Genomic DNA, 17,816 nt, shown 5'->3' with positions numbered 1-17,816 from the left:
CCGGTTACCTCATGACGCGGTGCAGCGGAAAGGCGTTCCCCAAGGCGCGCATCTGCACGGCCTTCTCGGCCGTGGTACCCAGGCCGTGGAACTGCTTGTGCCCGGATTCGCCGCAGAGGTCTGCCGCCGAGGTGGCCGCCGCATCGACCTGGGTGGTGACCTTCTGCTCGCCAGTATCTTTGGTGAAGGAGTCCGCTTCCACGCGGGAATCCCGCTAGTCGGAGCGAGTCGCCCACTCCTGGAAACCGTCCTGCGAGAACGCGTGCTCGCCCGCCCAACCGTCCGGCACCTCACCCGGCACCAAGCGCTCGGTCTGACTGGCACCGTAGAACAAGTCACGGCTGTCCAAGTTCGTGATCTGGACTCCAACACATATAGCGAAATCGCGACGGACATGGTTGTTGACGCCACCGGACGCGGCTCGCGCCTCACGACATGGCTTGCCACAATTGGTTGCCCTCCCGTCCCCCGTGTTGAGGTGGACGCTCGATTCCGTTATGCGACGCGGCGATTTCGTCCCCCTCTTGCCGCACCCCCGTGGACGGTGTTCTATCTCCTGGCAAGCCCTACCCTTCCACGTGGCGGCATGATCGCGCCCACCGAAAACGGCGACTGGATCGTTACTCTCTACGGTGCCGGTAGCCATTGTCCGAAACCATCGGACGATACCTTTCTCGCCTTCGCGCAGTCGCTGCCAAATCCCCAATTCGCAGACGTACTCTCTGCCGCGGAACCGATTACGGCCGTGGTGTGCAGCAACTCCACAATCAACCGAAGACTCTACTTCGAACACGCGTCCAAACTCCCCGCCAATGTAATTGCGATCGGTGATTCTGCGTGCACGTTGAACCCCATTTACGGGCAGGGCATAACCGTGGCAGCCCTCAGCGCACGGGCCTTGAGTAAACAACTCGCCACAGACACGCTCACCCGCCAGGGATTTGCTTACCGCGTCCACCGTCGGCTCGGTGCCGTATACCGGACGCCATGGCTGATGGCTACAACCGCTGACCTTCGTTATCAGAATTGCGCTGAGCTGCCCCGCAGTTCCCTACAATCTCTGCTCGCCGACTACCTTGATGGTGTCCTCGCAGCCGGAACACGTGATGCGCGGGCACAGGACGCTCTCATCCAGGTCCTGCACCTGACCAAGCCTCCCCGGGCACTCCTGAGCCCAAGGCTGCTGACCCAGTCGCTGCTGCATCGGCCTCCTTGGCCAGAGTTCAGAACGGCTTCGACTTCGTAGGTACCTGGCGCCGTTACTCTATGGGGTTCCTCGGGGAGCGCTGGCTATACCACATATTTGGGCCAGGATCTCCCAACCAATTTGCAATGCGTAACAGTGCGGATAGGCACGCAAACCCCGGCGCCTGTAGGAGGGCCTGTAGCAATAGGTCCTGGCCCTGGACCGGGCTCTTTCCCGCGACCGCGGCGGCTCGAATCGAACCACAGATATCGCTGTATCGAAGAGGAGTTGATGATGTTGGTAGCCCGCATGTTGTATCAGCGATCTGTTCTCGAGGATCGGGCCGCGGTCGCGACCAACACGGACCTGGCAAGCATGGGGTTCACGCCGCGGGCCACCGAGCCGGCCGTGGGGAGTCGTGCCGATGCGTGAAGCTATCGTCGTCGGCGCCGGGATCGCCGGATTACTCACCGCCCACGTCTTGGCTCGGCACGGACTGCAAGTCCTCCTGGTCGAGCAGGACCCGTTGCCGGGCAACGCTACTCACCGTCGCGGCACCCCACAGGACCATCACCCCCACGCGCTGTTGCATCGCGGCGCCGAGACTCTGGAACGGCTACTGCCGGGGCTCGGTGTCGCCCGGGAGCAGGCTGGTGGACGCGTCTTCGAATTCGGCATGCACGCCCGAGTCCGATTCCCCGGTGGATGGGCGCCACAGGTCGCCGCGCCGGTGTATTACCATGCGCTTTCGCGGCCCGAACTCGAACATATACTCCGCCAACGCATCCTCACCCACCCCCGTATACAACTCGTCGACGGGGTCCGAGCGGATCGACTGACCACCGATGACCATCGAGCGGTCACCGGCATCCAGGACGCACGCGGCAACCTCTGGTCCGGCGAGCTGGTGATCGATGCCAGCGGCCGAGCATCTCGGCTGGCCAAACAGCTGGACGGACAAGAACCGCCGCGCAAGATTCGCGCCCAGATGGTCTACACGACTAGAGCGTACCGACGTACTCCCGCATGCCAACCGGCATGGTCGCTGACCGTCCAGCTGACCTATGCCCCCGACCGCCGCTGCGGCGGCGCGGCGGTTCTAGTCGAGCACGACAAGATTCTTGTCACTCTCATCGGCGTCGACGGTGAAAAGCCGCCCACCGACGACAACGGATTCGACGACTACGTCGCCAGCCTGCACAACCAAGATCTGCTCGATGTCATCACCTGCGCCGAACCCGCGGGGCCCATTCGCCGTTACGGACCACTGGACAACATTTGGCATCCGCACCACACGATGCGGCGATGGCCCGAGGGGCTGCTGGTCACGGGCGACGCGGTCTGCACTCTCAACCCGATCTACGGACACGGTATGACGGTTGCGGCGCTGCAGGCCGAAACACTCGATCGGCTGCTGGACTGACCACCATTAGCGCCGGTCACAACTGACCACGAAGTTCCGCCGCGCCGTGCCAACGACATTGCGAACCCCGTGGCAACTGGCCGCTTACAGCGATATCGGCTGGAGCCCCCTGCGCCCGTACTCTGCCCCCGCCCTCGTTCATCGCCTGGTACGCCACATCGTCGATCGAATACCCGAGGACCCCGAGTTGTATCGACGATTCATCACCGTGCAGAACCTGACCGCACATCCTGCCGTACTCGGCGCATCGCTGCTTCGCCACCCCCGAACCCCGAGCACAGCGAAACCCAGTGCGCGCCTGGTGAACCCATGAACGCAACATCTCGGCCGAAGTCGACGCGGACTAGACCACAACCGTATGGAGGACCGATGAGCAGCCCCCCCGCCCCAGTGTCACTCGGGCCGACCGAGCGGCCGACCACCGTCCGCCGGGTGTTTGCCCAGCCTGTCGTGTACTGGGCTGCGGTGGGGGTGCTCCTACTCGCGACCAGCGGCTATGCACTCACGCGCTGGGCAGCCGCGGGCAACGCACACCTGCGCATAGGCGGCGACTATCAGCTCAGCCCCATTCGTACAGTCACCATTTGGGCGGCCCAAGCGACCATCTTCATCGTCTGCGCCTGGCTTGCGGTGTGGGTCATCCGGCAGTGTCTACGCGAACGACGGCTCACCTTCGATGCTTCCCTCTACATCGCCTTCCTGCTCCAGTCGTTGTACGGGCCCGTAATCGACGCGAGAGTAGTCGCCCACTACACGACGGCGGCCTGGTATCTGCCCACGTGGGCCACCTACTACCCGACCTCGAGCCGCTGGGCGCAACCGGACGCAGCCGACAAAATACAACCCGTCCTGGTGGACGGCTTCGCCTACGGAACCGGGATCTTCTTCGGCTTGATCGCGTTATACGCGACCAACTGGGTCTGGCGACTCCGACGCAAGCCGATCACCATCAACGCCGGATACATTGCCGCACTACTCGTCGCCTGCATCATCGCCGACTTCTTGATGGAAGTCGGCTGGATCTCCTCCGGCGCCTACTGCTACCGCAAGGCAATACCCGCCCTGACCCTGTTTCCGGGGCACTGGTACCAGATCCCCCTCTACCACTCGGTCATCATCGGGATCTTCTGGTTCGGCATCCTGATGGTGGTCCGCCAGATCTACCACGCCAAAGGACCCGACGCCACGCTGGTACTCAAAGGCATCAACCACCTTCCCGCCCGCGTGCGGCCATACGTGCAGACCTTGGCCCTCAGTGGCCTGGCAAACCTGTGCGTCCTGGCACTGACCGTCGGTGGCTGGCTACTCATCGCGATCCCGGGCGGCGCCCTGCCCCCGGACCTACCACCACACTTCCGCTGACCCTTACACAGTCGGGTGGGCCACCGCCGAAATCATGGGCGGTGATGCAGGGTGTCATGTGGTTTGGGTCAGCAGGATCGTGGCGATCACGGCAGCCACGCATTATAGAAACCCGCGATCTCCGCGGAGCCCATCGCGGTGAGCAGCAGGCGATCTCCCTTGTCGGTCGAATAGCCGGAGTCGACAGCCCGGGTATACAACCCCGAAGCAGCCGCGACGCATCGGTCGTTCTGACCCGCTGTGAAACGCACGGTCGTGCCGCGCAGTGCGTGTCGATCTAGCGTCCAGATCCTCTGGTTGACAAGGCTGCTCAACGCGCGCTCATGCGGCGTCGTCGCCGAGCGGCTACGTAGCGCGCTCGAGTCGATGTCCGTTCTGCCGATCACGATCACCGCAAGCATCGGCGCCGCGGTAAGCGAATCCGCGGAAAACGAAGTACCGCACATCGGACCGCGACGCTACAGCCTGCTCTACCGCGCGGACTCCGCCATGTACCAGGCCAAACAGTTGGGCGGCAACACTGTGGTGCTGAGGTAGGGCCCGACGGGATATTCGCCAGTTTGGGTTCATCGTCGGATCCTGGCCTCGAGGTAGTTGGGCGGGTCCTGTATCTGGGCGCGGTTCATGTCGGCTCCGAGTTCGGCTGCGCAGGAGGCGATGTCGTGGGGCCAGGGGCAAGGTTCGTAGTGTCCGTCGACCAAAAGAGTGCTGGCCCAGGTTTGCTCGCCGCGGGCGACAAGTTCTCCGCCGAGTTCACCAGGGATATTGATGCGGTGGTAGCGGAATTCGGCTTTCATCAGGTGCATTCGCACCCACACGATGGTGAGGCGGATGGCGATGAGGTCGCCGTAGGAGATTTCTTTGAAGTATTCGCAGTGGCAGGACTGGGTGAGTACGGCGTAGTCGCCGGTGATGTCGCTGCTGAACAGGGGTGCGCCTGCTATTCCGGCGCGTTCACGGCAGTGCCCTTGCCAGTCGATGAGGCGTGCGTAGTAGACCGGGCCGACAGCGCTGGTGTCGCCGGCGGTGACCGTGTGCTCGATAGTGAATGAGCCTTGTTGCACCGGTGGATCGAGGGAGAGTGATCGAGTCGATGATTGCTCGGTGATGGTCATGGGCGCCACTCCTGATAGGGGATTTCTGCTGGGACGGTGGTGACGGTGCGGATGGTCAACCCGGTGACAGCCAGCAGGACGTGGCCGTGGGCGGCGGCGATCGCCCGGTGTTCGGTGGCGTTGTAGGACAGGTCGATGCCGGCCGGAAGGCGTTCGGCGAGCACGACGTCGGTGTCGTTGGTGTAGAAGTCGATTCGTTCGGCGGCGATGGGCACGGCCATTATCTGGCGGCCGTCGGGTTGGGGCGGATAGCCGAACAGGCGCAGTGTGGAGTCGAGCAACAGCACTGGAATCCGGAGCTGGGCGAATACGCTGTGTGGCTCGGGATGTGGTCGGCAGCGGGCTCGGGCACCGGCGTGGTCGGCTGCTGGTTGATGCATGGTTTTCCAGACCCCGGAGAGCTGGGCGGACACATCGGGCCGGACCGCCGGATCCTCGGCGAGTGCCGGCATGACAGATGTGGGTGCGGCCGGCGGCGCGGACGGGAGGGCACCGACAGCGACATCGACATCGACTCGGCAGTGCAGCCGGTCGCGAACCAGGATCCGCCCGTCCGGGGTGACAACGTCGGATCGCAGTTCTACCCGGATGGTCCCGGGCACAACGCGTTCGGTGGTAATCCGGCACGCGGCTGCCGGCACGTCGGTGTAGACCGGTGCCTCGATCTGCACCTGGCGCATCGCTGTGACGTGCGAGGCGGGATGCCGTCGTAACGCGGCCTCCGCGGCCAGCGCCAGCATCATCACCGCGGGTAGCACCGGTCGGCGGTCGATGAGGTGTTCGCCGAGATAGGCGTCGCGCACAGAGTCGGGCCGCCAGGTCCACACGCCGGGTGAGTCCGAATCGCCCAGCAGCGCCTCGACCGGGTCATGTTGCTGCGGCCAGGAATTCGCGAGGCCGTACATCGGGACCGCGTCCAGCGGGCGTGGCGTCGCGAGTTCGGCGAGCATGAGATCCGCGCCGTGCTCGTTGTCGATCCCGGTGAGCCCGAGTTCCCGGCTCAATTGCCCAGCCAGGTGAGCCACCATGCCGGTTTCGGTCCACAGCCCCCAGGCCGGCGTGAACTCGGTATCGTCAGCACCGTATGCGGCTGCGGCGCAGAGGTATTCGTTGGCGGCGACGTAATCGGTGTCCCCGGCACAGCCCATGAGGGCGGTGGCGGAGCCGAAATTGCACCACAGCGCGGGCGCCGGGTCTGCGAATGCCTCTTTGAGGTGGTGATAGCCCGCTACTTTGATGTCGCGGATTTCCTGGAAGTCGGCGAGGGATTTGTGGGCGGTGGCGACCGACCGGATGCGCCCGGCGCCGTGAATGAGCAGATCGACGCGAGAGTGCCGGGCGTACACCGATTTCGCCGCTCTGATCACCTGTTCGCGGTCACGCAGATCGCAGATCAGGTAATGGACGTTGCCGACGCCGCACGTTCGCTCGAGCTCACGCAGCGTGCGGTGGATTTCTCGGCCGCGCAGCGCGGCGTCGAAGCGCTTGTTGAGGGCGATGATCGTGGCAGCGGGATCGAGTTCGCGCTCCCTGGAGAGAAATTCGGCTCGTAGCCGGATCAGTTCATGGTCGGCCGCCGCGATCAGGTCTTCGGGCAGGTCGGCGATCGCAGTGGTGCCGAGCAGCCACACGGACGGGTGGACCCGATCGGCCAGGGCCTTCACCACCACCGCGGTGGCGCCACGGGCACCGCCGGTCGCGACGATCACCGGATTGTCCGGCAACGGCAGCGGCCCAGCCTGTCGAGCCGCGGGAAGTGGTGCGGGACAAAGCTGTTCGAGATATCGCAGTCCTTGCCGGTAATACACGACGGTCCGGTCGCGCGGCTGAGCAGACTCCGTGCTGAGCTGATCGAGTCCGGAGCCGAGTTCGGCGTCGGTGACGATCGCGTAGACCGGATTCGGAATCTCATGGGCCAAGCCGCGCTGGAATCCGGTGATCAGCGTGAGATGTGGATGGATAACGCTGCGGTGCAACGGATCCAGTAGCAATGCCCGGATCGTGCTGTCGCGATCGGGGCACTCACCGAGGGCCGCGGTGGCGGCCAGTGCGTACTCCTGCAGGGCGAGCAGTTCCGAGGAGGGTGGGGCCGGCCAGCTGGCCTGCGGTGTGCGGACGGAGGCGATGATGAGCACATGCTCGAGGTCACCGCCCATGACTGCGGACTCGATGGTGGTGTGGGGACCCGCGCCGTTGGCCACGGTGATCCGGTCGCTTTCGACAGCCACCGGATCTGTGCACAGCACCCACGAATCAGCCGCTCGCGCAAGCGGTTCCAGCTGGCGCGCGAGATCGGCACGGTGGGTCAGGATCAGTGTGGCGGGTTCGATCGCGGGGCGTCGCACGCCATCAGGGTGCGGGTCGTGGCGGCGCCACACCACGACCGAACGATCCGGAACCGGTGCGCGCGTCCCGGGGTGCGGGAGTGGCTCGATCTCGACGTGGGGCGCGGAGTCGGTGTTGCGCAAGCTGACCGATCCTGTGCGCCCGTCCAGCGCGCGCAACACCGCGAGGGCGCCCTCGGCGCCGAAGTAACAGCGCCCTCGAGCAGCGGCGAGACCGGAGTGCTGCCCGGATCGGGTCGCGTCGGTGCGCACGACCGCACGTACCGGCCAGCCGTTGCGGGTGGCGACCGAGCGGCGGGTCAGCGCCAGCAGGACCGCTGCTTCACCGAGGTCCTCGGTCGTGATGCCGCTCAGTTCCGCCATCTGAGAGGTGCTGTTGCCGTGGATGCCGAGGACAAGCGCGAAATCGAGCTCACCCGAGCACAGGTAGCGTTCGGCGACGTGCAGTGCACCTTGGGTGGACGAGCGGCCGCAGTCGATATTCATGGCCGCACCGTTGAGCCGGTGCCGGTTCACCACCGTTGCACTGATGATGTTGGTGAGCTGGCCGGTCATGCTCGCGTCGTTGGCCTCGGGCAGACGGGCACACAACGCTGCCAGCTCGTCTTCGAGTCGCCGCCGGTCGCCGGTTGTCTGTGGCAGCGCGGCCCGCAGATCGTCCGCGCCCGCCCGGACCGTGTACTCGGCCATACAGCGACTAGGACCGGTGTGGGCGGTGAAAACACCGGTGCGGTCCCGCATTTCGTCCCACAATTCGCCGGCCTCGTCCACGAAGTTGTCCACGGCAGCGAGCGCCATCAGATGAGTTCGGTCGATGCTGCGCGCGCTGACCGGTGGCATCCGTAGCTGCTTGAACGGCGGCAGCGGATACTCCGCGCCGAATGACAGCGCCGGTGCGGATTCGTCGCCACGCAGCCAGCGGCGAATCCGCGCGTCGGACGCCTCGCCGGGGAACTGCACCGCGGTGCCGACCAACACCATGGGATCGTCGTGCGGCCCGGCCGCAGGCGGTCGTGCCGATTGCGGCGGGTCGAATCCAGGGTCCGGGGCCTGGACGAGCAGATGCGCGTTGGTGCCGCCGAGGCCGTACGCGCACACGCCGGCCACTCGGCGCCGGTCGGGTCGCGCCGGCCACGGCACGGGTGCGACGGGCACGGTGACGCGGCCGGACCGCACATCATCCCGTGGTGCGGTGAAGTACTGTTCGGCGGGAATTTCGCCGTGCCGCATGGCCAGGACCGCATGGATGACATTGATCGCGCCGGCCGCCCACGCGCCATGCCCGATCAGGGGCTTGTTCGAGGTGCACCACAACTGGCCGGACCCTGGTACGTCGGCGAGTGTTTCGAGCTCCACGTCGTCGCCGAGCACAGTTCCGGTGCCGTGCGCGACGATCCACTCGACCGCGCCGGCGGCGGTGGGATCGACGGTGTGGGCGCGTTCCAGCGCTAAGCGCTGGCCGACCTGTGAGGTCGCGACCAGGCTACCCTGCCCGTCGGTCGCGCCGCCGAAACCGCTGAGCAAGCCCAGAATTTCGTCACCGTCGGCGCGCGCTCGGTCGAGCAGTTTGAGTGCGACGACGGCCGAGGAATCGGAGAACAGCACCCCGGCGGCACCGCGGTCGAACGCTCTGATTTCCCCATTCGGCGCCAGCCCCTGCAGCTTGGCGAACAGGACCAGATCCCGGCGCGAGCCGGTGATGGCCCCACCACAGAACACCACGTCCCGTTCGCCGGCCAGCAAGCTCTTGACGCCGAGATCGATGGTGTACAGCGATGAGGAGCACGCCGTATCGATCACCAGCACATCACTGTTGGCGGGCAGCAAGTCCTGGCATGCCGCACGCACCATCCGGTCGGGGAAAGCCTCAGCGGTCTGTGCCGGTGCGTGCCGATAGTGCTTGCGCAACAGCCGATTGTCGTCATCCGAGGGTGAACCGAGTGCGTCCATGGCGGTGCCGAGCAAGATGGCATCCTCGAGCGCCAGCCCGCCCGGTTGTGCCCCGATGTAGGCGCCGCATCGATCCTGTGCAGCGATGACGACGGAGTCCATGGCCTGTAACAGGCTGTGGCGCAGCAACACCGTGGTCTCGTCGGCGCCGTCCCAACGGCCTCGGGACTGTTCTTCGGCGAGCCGGTGATGCGGTGCGAAGCCACGCAGAAAGCCCGCGACACCGGCATAGGTTTTGTCCGGTGCCGATCGGTCGGAGCTGAACCAGTGGGTGAGGTCGATATGTTCGGGCAGGCACAGCGCGTTCGTCGGTGAATGCAGGATCCGCCAGAAGTCCTCGGGCCCATTGACTCCCGGTGCACCGATGCCGATGCCTACGATGGCGACCGTGCCCGGCTGATCGGGATGCACACCATGGTCGTGGTGACGGCGCGGGGGGTGCGGCTTCGACCCCACCCCTTGCGCCAGTACGTCGACGATCTCCGCGGCGTTCGGCGGCGGACCGCACACAGCGGCATCGGCCGGCAGGGCTCTGCGAGCCGACTCGGTCAGCACCGAACGCACGCCCACCTCGACGAAGCGGCGAACGCCGAGGTGATGGAGCGCACGCACGGCAGACAAGTAGTCCACCGGATCGATCAGTTGCCGATCTATGACGCGACGCGCGTCCGCGGCATTCTCGACGAAACGACCGAGAATCGGCGAGTACACCCGTGCGGTGGGATCGGTCACATGATAGGCAGCGGTCGCCCTGGCGGCCTGACGCGCAGCTCGTGCCAGGAGACGATTGTGGTGCGGATAGTGCACGAACAACCTGGTCGCCTGGACACCGGCGGCGCGTGCTACCTCGGCCAGCCGATCGAGCTGCGGGTCTGTCCCCGAAACCACTGTCTGCTCCGGTGAATTCGACACCGCGATGGCCAACGACGCACCACCGGACGCGCCACACAGCTGCGCAGTGTGCGCGGTGTCGGTCTGCATGACAAGTAGGTCACCGGGTACGCCGGCCTCGATCAATGCCACTTCGCGCGCGCACAACACTCCGGTCGCATCCGCGATCGACAACGCCCCCGCTGCGACCAGCGCGGTCAGTTCGCCGGTGCTGTGCCCGAGAAAGATGGCATCGTCTAATCCCTTGTCGCGCAACGCCTGCAGAAGCACACATGACGCCGCGAATGGAGCCAAGTGCAGCAGCGGTGAATCGGCCAGTTCGTCGAGTGCCGGACCATCCGAAGCCAGCAACGGCACTGAGACCGGGCCGAGCCGGTAGGCGGCGGCCGCCCGGTCGACCTCGCCGAGGATCGCGCCCAGGCTCGGCGCATCCGATACCAATCGCCCGACCACGCCCGGCGCATATCCCCCCAGACCTGGGAACTGCACGACGATATGCCCCTGCTCGACGGCCGTGTGTGGTCCGTCCAGCGCGCTGGTCATGCTGAGACCTGCTCGGCAGCAAGCTGTTCCATCAATCCCGCAAGCTTCGGCAGCGTGGTGTAGTCGCGCATTCGCAGCTGTGCGGGCGGGGTGGGCAACCGATATTCGTCGAGCAGGCGCACCAGCAGCTCGGTCTTCTTGACCGAAGCGATGCCGAGGTCGGCCTCGAGGTGAGCTTCGTCGGTGAAGACGTCCTCGGGATAACCGAGCGCCGCGGCGAAGGTAACGCGCAAGCGAGCCAACAGTTCCGAACGCTCGGGCAGACCAACCGCTCCGGCCGCGGCGGTGTTACGCGGAGCCGGTGGGACGAGGTGCGAACTCGGCTCGGGGGTCTGCTCTGCCGAGCCGTTGATGGGCGACGTGGCACGCACCGGCGCTTGTGGTACCTGCTGCCCGGCCAGCGCGTCCAGGATCTGTTCTGCCGCAAGGGCGTTCGGTGGCGCACCGCGCAGTTCGACTGTGGCAGGCAGACTCTCGCGGGCGGACTCTGTCAAGACCGAACGCGCACCGACCTCGAGGAATTCACGCACCCCGAACTCGTCGTACAGCACCCGGATCGCGCCCAGGTAGTCCACCGGATCTGTCAGATGCCGATCGACAATACGACGCGCGTCGCAAGCCGCGACCACGAAACGGCCAAGGATCGGGGAATACACTCGTTCGACCGGATCGACGATCGAGAATGCGGCGGTAGCCGCGGCAACCCGGCGCGCGGCCGGACGCAGAGCAGGATTGTGATGCGGGTAGCGCACCAGCAACCGAGTCGCGTGCACCCCTGCGGCCCGCGCCACCGCTTCCAGCCGCGGCAGATCCTGCTCGATCCCGGAAATCACGGACTGCTCAGGGGAATTCGACAATGAGACGGTCAACGACCAACCACCGGCGGCACCGCACAGCCGCCGCGCGCGAGCCGCGCCGGCGCGCACCGCGACGAGCCCGCCCAGAATCCGCACACCATCCAACGCCACCTCGCGCTCACACAGCACCCGTGCGGCGTCGGAGACAGTGAGCGAACCCGCCGCGGCCAGCGCGGTGATCTCGCCGGTGCTTTGCCCGAGCAACACATCACCGGCGATCCTCTTCTCACGCAACGCCTGATAGAGCAGATAGCCGGAAGCGAACGACGCCAAATGCAGCAACGTCGGGGTTTGCGCGAGCTCTTCGATAGCCGGGCCTGCCGGGTCGCTCAGCGGCCCCGACACCGGACCCAGGTTGTACTCAGCAGCCACCTGGTCGATCTCGGCCAGCACCGCGCCGGCTTGCGAGTTATGCGCGACCAAATCGGCAAGAACTCCCGGGACGTAACCGCCCAGCCCCGGAAACTGAATAACGACATGCTTACCCATCAACACTCCTCGTTCGCTCCATCGATAACTCGATATCTACAGTTGGTGAGCTGTTACGCGATCATTGGGCGGCAAAGTTACTCGGCGATGCTTGTCACGTAGGACAGGCGATAGATTTGAGCCATAGTGATCGCAGGGGGTTGCCCTACCATTTCGAGCCCATCCGTGGCGATGAAATGCAGGTGCCTGCCACGGTAATCCACCGTAATGCGCCCCTCTGATATTTCTCCCGCCACTACCGCCATGACGTTACGCATTCCCGGGGGAGCGTCTGTCAAAACTATCAATATTCGATCGGGTGCATTATCCGATTGTCGCAGTAGGGAATCGTCGACGGCTTCCATGGCTACCTCCCGCAAAATGCGACACGTGTCGAGCAGGTAAACTTGACCGGGGTGAAGCGAATTACCGCTACCTTGAATGACGATGCGCATCCGTTGGCGAGGTCAGGTGCGGGGATCCGAAAAGGAACGCTCTGCATTAATCCTCAGCCAACTAGCTGCAAACGTCGAGGGCGGAAATTCGCGAGAACCGTACTGGTCATCCGTAGGTCACCAATCGGTCACGAGCACGCAAATTGACAGCAATCCGGTCCTGGGCGGTCTCTATCACGGCAAATGCGGGAACTTGCCCGGCTGGCACGATGCCAGCTACGCCTTGTCGCCGATAGGTAACAGATCCGCAACAACGGCGATCCCTGGTTTACCTGGGCGTGTTGCCGTCGGCGACAGCCTGGCTTACCGGGTGGCCCTACGATGTCGGCCGGCAGTCGTGGCGCTGTGGATGAACAGCTGTAGTCACATGGGGCGATTGTCCGGGGTGGTTGGTGACGGAATGCCAGCTGTCGGTTGACCGCTCGGCCGAGGTGTGAGCTGCTGCTGGCCCACGCGGTCGGCGTGTTCCCGCCGGACACGCGGATGTGTCCGCACGATGTGCCCGGTGTATTCGATCTATAGCGATCGGTCGGCATAGGGCATCATTGAGCGCGCTCGCCGCCCACCGGTTGTTCACGTATGCTGCTTCGGGGCAGACGTACGGGGTTCAGCGAACTGGCCGCAAATTGACTCTGCGTGCAATGCTGTTGCGCTATCGCCGGTGACCGCGCACTATGAGTTTGTGATTGCTGAGGTGGCGTATCTGCTCCGCAGTAGGTGCCTGAAAGTTACCGGGCCATTCGAGATCATTTGAAATAGACCCATGGAAAACGGTCCGCGTCTAACGGACTGTCGGGCACCGCTGTGTCCCGAATTGCATGTCGCGGATGTCCGGTTGACATAAGCCAACGGGTGATGACAGCCATTCGGCTGTGTTGCCCGGAAGGATTTCATCGTTGTGGCAGTGCAGCGATTCTCCTCGGGCTGTCCGAGTAGACGCTAGGAAATCATGTCGGTGTCGAATCGAATCGTAGATTTGCCGGGTATCGCCCGCGTTGAGGAGAGACTGATGGTATTGACAACCAGCACGTCGCACCTGCAGAGTTCTGTTTCCGGCGATTGGGATGTGGTCGTGGTGGGCGCGGGCCTCGGGGGCCTCACTGCTGCTGCCTACTTGGCCGCCAATGGGCGCCGACCGCTGGTGCTGGAGCAATGGGATGTCGCCGGCGGCTGCTCCCATGTCTTTCGTCGACGGCGGAAATATGAGTTCGATGTGGGGGTGCATTATCTCGGGGACTGCCAGCCCGACGGCACTATTCCTACGATTTTGCGTGGTCTCGGGCTCGACGGCAAGATCGACTTTCTGCCGATGGATCCTGATGGATTCGACACCCTCGTCTTCCCGGATCTGACGTTCCGGGTACCTCGAGGCTGGGATGATTACCTCGCCGCCCTCATCGCGGCGTTCCCCGCTGATGAGCGAGGTTTGCGCGCGTGTGTCCGGGTGTTCCGGCAGCTCGGGCGAGCTTTCGACCGCAGCACCACTCCGGAGACACCGTGGGAATCAGCACGTTTCGTTGCCCGGAATCCCGGCGTGGCGTACTGGTCGATGCGATCGTTGCAGGTGCTGCTCGACTCCTGCGGCCTCAGCACGCGGGCGCAAGCCGTCGTCTGTGGCCAGTCCGGTGACTACGGTGTGGCACCCGCGAGGGTTCCTGCCGCGGTCCACGCTTTCCTGTTGAACCACTACATCAAAACGGGTGCCTATTTCCCTAAAGGTGGAGGCCAGGTACTGGCAGCGCATCTCATCGATGTGATCACCAGCCATGGTGGAAGTATTCAGACCAACACCCGGGTCGCACGGATATGTGTCACGGCAGGCAGAACTACTGGAGTGCTCCTGGCAGATGGGCGATTCGTACCCGCCTCCGTGGTCGTATCCAATGCCGACATCAAACGGACCTACTTGGAGCTTGTCGGACCGGAGCATTTGCCCGCCCGCCTAGTCCGCAAAGTCGACGGCTATCGTATGGCCCCGCCGTTCTTCATCGTCTATCTCGGGTTAGACATGGATCTCGAGTGCCGGATGCCCAATACCAACTACTGGGTGCACTCGAGCACCTCGCCCGGAAGCTTCTTCCGCGGGCTTCGCACGGCCGGGGATGGTCAAACACCTACGGTAGGCGGGGTGTTCATCAGTTCCGCTTCGGTGAAAGACCCGGATTCCGAACACGTCGCCCCTCCCGGGTGCGCGGCTGTGGAATTGATGAGCTACGTATCGCCGGATTATTCGGTGTGGAACCTGACACAAGGGCCAGCACGTGGGGAGCGTTATCATCGCAACCCCGTCTACTGTGCGCGGAAAGAACAGATATCCGGCGACATGATCGAGTTGGCGACCAGGGTATTTCCCGATCTCCGGGAACATATTACTTGGCAAGAAGCGAGCACGCCTATCACGCAAGAACGCTACACGCTCGCCAGCGCCGGCGCGTGTCTCGGCATCGAATTGGCCATCGATCAATTCGGTCCCCGCAGGCCTCGATCGGCAACCCACATTCGTGGCCTCTATCTGGCCGGGGCCAGCAATCGGTCTGGTCCTGGCATCGTAGGGGTTACCACCAGTGGCGTTATTGCCGCCAGCGCCATCCTTGGACGGAACCTGTTCGCGCAGATCCGCCAGGGAGCTGTCTTCGCCGACTCCTCTCGACTCACCGCCGGCGGCCTGGCCTGGGATCCCTTGCGTGCCTCTCGCCGGCTCGCCAGTCCCGCTCTCCGAGCCCTGCGAGTGCCCAATTGAACTCAGCGTTGCTCGCCACGCCGCATCACCGTGACCGTGTAATGGGGTTCAGCGCGCTGGCCAACCAGCCCGCTCGATGCCGGAACTTCGTGAGGAAAATCGATCGATTCTCGTACCTGCCTGTAAAAGGAGAATCCTATGTCTCGCAGGGAGACCCGCCATGCGGTCGTGCTGGGTGCCGGAATCGCGGGTTTGCTGACCGCCCGGGTGCTGGCCGCGCGCTTCGACCAGGTCACCGTCGTTGAACGGGACGAACTGCCGGACACATCGGTGCGACGACGCGGCGTGCCGCAAGGCAGCCACATCAACGCGTTCGCCGTACACGGTAGGCGGATCGTGGAGGAACTTCTTCCCGGATTCAGCGACGACATGGTCGCGCTCGGCGCGACGACTATGGACCTGGGCGCAGACTTCGCTATCCGCCACCCGTTCGGGTGGGCACGACAGTTTCCCTCTGAGCTGCACGTGGTCTGCGGTAGTCGTGGTCTGACCGAATTGGTGATTCGGCAAAAGGTTACCGGGCTATCCAATGTCAGCGTTGTTTCGCAGTCCGCGGCCACCGGCCTGGTCGGTGACAACAGCCAAGTCGATGCCGTGTTACTGCGGACCACCGACGACGACAAGGCGGTTCCGTTGACCGCGGATCTGGTGGTGGACGCTACTGGGCGTGGCTCTCGCGCCGGTCGATGGTTGGCCGAACTCGGCTGCCGGGCGCCGGTCGAGGAAACGGTCGACCCGCACGTGGGATACGCCAGTCGGATATACCGAATTCCGGCAGAACATCCCACCGGCTGGAAAGCATGTTATCTCCAGCTGGGTCCGAACCAGCCACGCGGCGGCATGTTGCTTCCGATCGAGAACAACCAATGGCTGGTCACACTTCTCGGTGCCGGGCCCGACCAACCACGTCGCGAGGACGACTTCGCTGCCTTCGCGCGCCGGTTGTCCAGCCCCGTTCTCGCCGAAGCGATTTCACACGCCGAGCCGCTGTCGGAGGTGGTCGCCAATCGATCGACAACCAATCGTCGCCGGCACATTACCGATACCCCGAGCAACTTCGTGCTCGTCGGCGACGCGGCCTGCTGTTTCAATCCCATCTATGCCCAGGGCATGACCATGGCCGCTATCGCCGCGGTGCTACTGGGCCATTGCCTCGACCAACGACCAGGTCTGGACAACCTGGCCCATCGCTACTACCAGCAGGCCAGGGCCAAAACCAGATGGGCATGGATGCTGGCCACCACCGCTGATGCCCGATCACCGCACACCGACGGTCCGCCCCTGTCGGCAGCTCAGCGGATCGCGGGCAGGTACCTGGATCGTGTTCTGATAGCGGGCACCGAAGATCCCGAGGTCCAGTCACGGTTCCTCGCGATGTACAACATGCTGCAATCGCCGACGTCTCTATTGGCGCCCAGAACTGTCCTTCGAACCTACCGTGCGACAAGGTTTGCCGCCAATTCCCATCAATCCGAGACGGCAGCGCGGCTACCTGAACCTGGAACATCTCTGAGCGTCGACCCCATCGATCGATAGACAGGAACATGACACTTGCATCGGAATTTCTGGATGGCACTCGTCGGCAGAATGTATTCGTCGTTCTGGTATTGACATTCTTTACTTTGATGGCCACAGTGTCGATTGTATGGGCCGTTGTGGAATGGCGACGAGGCAGGGGGCCGTACTTGGCTGTCTTGATGATCAGCTCAATTTTTGCGTCCATCAATGATGGCGCCGGCAATGCGATGACCATGCTCAACATTTTGCCGGGAGTGAAGACAATTGTCCTCGCGCGCCAGTTCGGTAATGAGACATTGCTGGTGATCGCGTCCGCCTACCCCACCTACATCGCCTTGTGTGGGTATATCGTCTTTCGAGCGTTCAGTGATGAATGGTCTAGGCGCAGATTTGTTACCACAATTGCATCACTCGTCGCTGCTGAGGCGGCCATAGAATACCTCGCACTTCATGTCGGAAACATGTATAACTATAAAGGCGGCCAATCTCTCGAGGTGTTCAAACTTCCCATCGTGTGGCCGCTGGTATATGTGACTGCTACCGTCATCATCGGCGGCCTTCTGTTCCTGCTAGCGCAACATTTGCCGGGACCGCGTATATTCCTGGCCATCCCTATGCTGTCCGCCGGGTACCTGGGATTCGCCTTTCTCGCCGCCTGGCCCGCTATTATCGCCCTGCATACGGATACCGGAGGATTTCCCAAGTGGATGGTCACTATCAGCGGCATCGGGTGCATGCTGATTACGCTTTACGCGTTCACTTCGTTACTGGGCCGGACGGATACGGCAAAGGGAGCCGAGACGAATCGGCGCGGATAGAGCTGTCGTGTGATGCTGGGCCTCGCCGCAGGCCTATCCAGAGGAGTTCCGCGGCGATATGGTGGAGGTCGTAGAGATCGAGCGTGACCGAGCGGTCGTCGACCCGGTTGAAGACGCGCCGGGTCGTTATCGGTGGATTGTGCGG

Annotated in this window: 12 protein-coding genes; 6 read left to right on the top strand and 6 right to left on the bottom strand. The window is 63.9% G+C overall.

Annotated elements, in window-relative coordinates:
• Window positions 1-4 precede the first annotated feature (4 nt).
• Together DBO33_RS44115 and DBO33_RS44470 are read right to left on the bottom strand one after the other, a co-directional pair.
• Window positions 5-202, bottom strand: a complete 198-nt coding sequence (locus tag DBO33_RS44115) for a hypothetical protein (RefSeq protein WP_234391042.1) — start codon at window positions 200-202, stop codon at window positions 5-7.
• A 12-nt stretch (window positions 203-214) separates the two neighbouring features.
• Window positions 215-349 carry a hypothetical protein gene (locus DBO33_RS44470; protein ID WP_267897895.1) on the bottom strand — a complete coding sequence of 45 codons (135 nt, stop codon included), beginning with the start codon at window positions 347-349 and terminating at the stop codon, window positions 215-217.
• Window positions 350-586: 237 nt separating this feature from the next.
• Between DBO33_RS44470 and DBO33_RS44110 the strand changes: the two genes are divergently transcribed.
• The 3 genes from DBO33_RS44110 (at window position 587) to DBO33_RS26165 (ending at window position 3,971) form a co-directional block, all read left to right on the top strand.
• Window positions 587-1,246 carry an NAD(P)/FAD-dependent oxidoreductase gene (locus DBO33_RS44110; RefSeq protein ID WP_234391041.1) on the top strand — a complete coding sequence of 220 codons (660 nt, stop codon included), beginning with the start codon at window positions 587-589 and terminating at the stop codon, window positions 1,244-1,246.
• Between the two features lie 364 nt (window positions 1,247-1,610).
• On the top strand, window positions 1,611-2,609 hold the full coding sequence (locus DBO33_RS26170; RefSeq protein WP_107657435.1) for an NAD(P)/FAD-dependent oxidoreductase: 999 nt from the start codon (window positions 1,611-1,613) through the stop codon (window positions 2,607-2,609).
• A 369-nt stretch (window positions 2,610-2,978) separates the two neighbouring features.
• Window positions 2,979-3,971, top strand: coding sequence for a spirocyclase AveC family protein (locus DBO33_RS26165; RefSeq protein ID WP_159080533.1), 993 nt, complete (start codon window positions 2,979-2,981; stop codon window positions 3,969-3,971).
• Window positions 3,972-4,057: 86 nt separating this feature from the next.
• Here DBO33_RS26165 and DBO33_RS43060 read toward each other — a convergent pair whose 3' ends face one another.
• From DBO33_RS43060 to DBO33_RS26145, 4 genes are all read right to left on the bottom strand, one after another.
• Entirely contained in the window at window positions 4,058-4,372 is a 315-nt protein-coding gene (locus tag DBO33_RS43060) for a hypothetical protein (RefSeq protein ID WP_159080532.1), read from the bottom strand.
• Between the two features lie 165 nt (window positions 4,373-4,537).
• Window positions 4,538-5,086 carry an acyl-CoA thioesterase gene (locus DBO33_RS26155; protein WP_107657432.1) on the bottom strand — a complete coding sequence of 183 codons (549 nt, stop codon included), beginning with the start codon at window positions 5,084-5,086 and terminating at the stop codon, window positions 4,538-4,540.
• A complete protein-coding gene (locus DBO33_RS26150; protein ID WP_107657431.1) occupies window positions 5,083-10,815 on the bottom strand; it encodes a type I polyketide synthase in 5,733 nt (1,910 codons plus the stop codon). The genes DBO33_RS26155 and DBO33_RS26150 overlap by 4 nt, the downstream gene beginning before the upstream one ends.
• A complete protein-coding gene (locus DBO33_RS26145) occupies window positions 10,812-12,161 on the bottom strand; it encodes an acyltransferase domain-containing protein (RefSeq protein ID WP_107657430.1) in 1,350 nt (449 codons plus the stop codon). The genes DBO33_RS26150 and DBO33_RS26145 overlap by 4 nt, the downstream gene beginning before the upstream one ends.
• A gap of 1,443 nt (window positions 12,162-13,604) precedes the next feature.
• On the opposite strand from DBO33_RS26145, the gene DBO33_RS26135 reads away from it, so the two are divergent.
• From DBO33_RS26135 to DBO33_RS26125, 3 genes are all read left to right on the top strand, one after another.
• Window positions 13,605-15,335: a phytoene desaturase family protein gene (locus DBO33_RS26135; protein ID WP_159080531.1), complete on the top strand. Its 1,731-nt coding sequence runs from the start codon at window positions 13,605-13,607 to the stop codon at window positions 15,333-15,335.
• Between the two features lie 138 nt (window positions 15,336-15,473).
• Window positions 15,474-16,871, top strand: a complete 1,398-nt coding sequence (locus DBO33_RS26130) for an FAD-dependent oxidoreductase (RefSeq protein ID WP_107657427.1) — start codon at window positions 15,474-15,476, stop codon at window positions 16,869-16,871.
• 8 nt (window positions 16,872-16,879) lie between these two features.
• Window positions 16,880-17,671, top strand: a complete 792-nt coding sequence (locus DBO33_RS26125) for a hypothetical protein (protein ID WP_107657426.1) — start codon at window positions 16,880-16,882, stop codon at window positions 17,669-17,671.
• The last annotated feature ends 145 nt before the right edge of the window (window positions 17,672-17,816 follow it).

The organism is Nocardia suismassiliense (assembly GCF_900269665.1).
Classification (GTDB): Bacteria; Actinomycetota; Actinomycetes; order Mycobacteriales; family Mycobacteriaceae; genus Nocardia; species Nocardia suismassiliense.
The sequence above is the reverse complement of the archived record's forward strand: the minus strand, read 5'-3'. Positions and strand labels throughout refer to the sequence as shown.